We start from the raw sequence: 1,609 nt of genomic DNA, 5'->3' as shown, positions 1-1,609 counted from the left end.
CTCATAACCCGAAGGTCGCAGGTTCAAATCCTGTCCCCGCAACCAAAATGGTCCGGTAGTTCAGTTGGTTAGAATGCCTGCCTGTCACGCAGGAGGTCGCGGGTTCGAGTCCCGTCCGGACCGCCATATTTATCCCAGTAGATTAGCTACTGTTGATATAGATATAGATTGTGTGTGGCTCGGTAGCTCAGTCGGTAGAGCAATGGACTGAAAATCCATGTGTCGGCGGTTCGATTCCGTCCCGAGCCACCATTTAACTTTAATTATCAAAATATTCAAAAATATGCGGAGGGGTAGCGAAGTGGCTAAACGCGGCGGACTGTAAATCCGCTCCTTAGGGTTCGGCAGTTCGAATCTGCCCCCCTCCACCATATAGTGGCAAAGTGGTTAACGCATCGGATTGTGGTCCCGACATTCGTGGGTTCGATTCCCATCAGCCGCCCCATTGTACTATTGGGCTATAGCCAAGCGGTAAGGCAACGGACTTTGACTCCGTCATGCGTTGGTTCAAATCCAGCTAGCCAGCCATTTTTATTATTCTTGCGGGTGTAGTTTAGTGGTAAAACCTCAGCCTTCCAAGCTGATGATGAGGGTTCGATTCCCTTCACCCGCTCCAAAAATGAAATGCGTAGGCGACTGTTCAGCTTTGAGAGACGGTGGAGAGCTGGTCATGCAAATCCTGCTTTTGGATTTGTAGGAACAGATTGAAGCGACCGAAAAGCTAGGAGTCGAAGCTAGACAATTATGGGCCTATAGCTCAGCTGGTTAGAGCGCACGCCTGATAAGCGTGAGGTCGATGGTTCGAGTCCATTTAGGCCCACCATAATACAATCATTGATTTTTTGTTCCGCAGTAGCTCAGTGGTAGAGCTATCGGCTGTTAACCGATCGGTCGTAGGTTCGAGTCCTACCTGCGGAGCCATTTTTATTTTATGGGGAAGTACTCAAGAGGCTGAAGAGGCGCCCCTGCTAAGGGTGTAGGTCGTGTAAGCGGCGCGAGGGTTCAAATCCCTCCTTCTCCGCCATATAATACATATCATGCGCCTTTAGCTCAGCTGGATAGAGCAACAGCCTTCTAAGCTGTGGGTCAGAGGTTCGAATCCTCTAAGGCGCGTAAAAAACCTAATCCAACTGGGATTAGGTTTTTATTTCGTTAAATTCATCGAACATATTGATTATAGGTGTGGTTGTTACTGGAACAAAAGATAGTTTACTTTTATTAAAAGAACAACCATATGTAACGGCATCTAGTATAGGAACAGTCGTAGAAAATTTTTAATAAAAGTAATTAAGTATATTTGGGTTTTTTTGTATAGCTTCTTGAACTACCGGGTAGCTTTAGTGAAAGAAGGGATTGCATAAAACGCTCCTTTTTTATGCAGCCACGAGGTTTCGGAAGAAGCCGAAAATGTTGATGGATCAACGATGTATAATTTCATGTATAAACGATAAAAAACCAATCCCTTATGTACCAAGGGATTGGTTTTCATACTGTTGAAAAATAAAATTGTCTATGGACAAAATACGAAAATCTCGATAAAATCCCTCGTAAATCAATTGAAACGAGGGATTTTGTATGTACTTCACCTATTCAAATGTAGAGATTGAAG

General features: G+C 44.6%; 1 protein-coding gene and 9 tRNA genes. All 10 read left to right on the top strand.

Translation table 11 applies throughout. The features are described 5' to 3' along the window. Positions 1-49: 49 nt before the first annotated feature. The 10 genes from K9V48_RS27955 (at position 50) to K9V48_RS30220 (ending at position 1,278) form a co-directional block, all read left to right on the top strand. Positions 50-126: transfer RNA gene (locus K9V48_RS27955), tRNA-Asp, on the top strand. 50 nt (positions 127-176) lie between these two features. Beyond that, a tRNA-Phe gene (locus K9V48_RS27950) sits at positions 177-252 on the top strand. Between the two features lie 35 nt (positions 253-287). Continuing rightward, positions 288-371 (top strand) — tRNA-Tyr (locus K9V48_RS27945). Positions 372-454: 83 nt separating this feature from the next. Continuing rightward, positions 455-528 (top strand) — tRNA-Gln (locus K9V48_RS27940). Between the two features lie 14 nt (positions 529-542). Further along, positions 543-616: transfer RNA gene (locus K9V48_RS27935), tRNA-Gly, on the top strand. 130 nt (positions 617-746) lie between these two features. Continuing rightward, positions 747-823 (top strand) — tRNA-Ile (locus K9V48_RS27930). Between the two features lie 23 nt (positions 824-846). After that, positions 847-921: transfer RNA gene (locus tag K9V48_RS27925), tRNA-Asn, on the top strand. A gap of 12 nt (positions 922-933) precedes the next feature. Then, positions 934-1,024 (top strand) — tRNA-Ser (locus tag K9V48_RS27920). 15 nt (positions 1,025-1,039) lie between these two features. Beyond that, positions 1,040-1,113, top strand: a tRNA-Arg gene (locus K9V48_RS27915). 33 nt (positions 1,114-1,146) lie between these two features. Next, entirely contained in the window at positions 1,147-1,278 is a 132-nt protein-coding gene (locus tag K9V48_RS30220; protein ID WP_368858318.1) for an anti sigma factor C-terminal domain-containing protein, read from the top strand. The last annotated feature ends 331 nt before the right edge of the window (positions 1,279-1,609 follow it).

It is taken from the genome of Metabacillus rhizolycopersici (assembly GCF_020075705.1).
The sequence above is the reverse complement of the archived record's forward strand: the minus strand, read 5'-3'. Positions and strand labels throughout refer to the sequence as shown.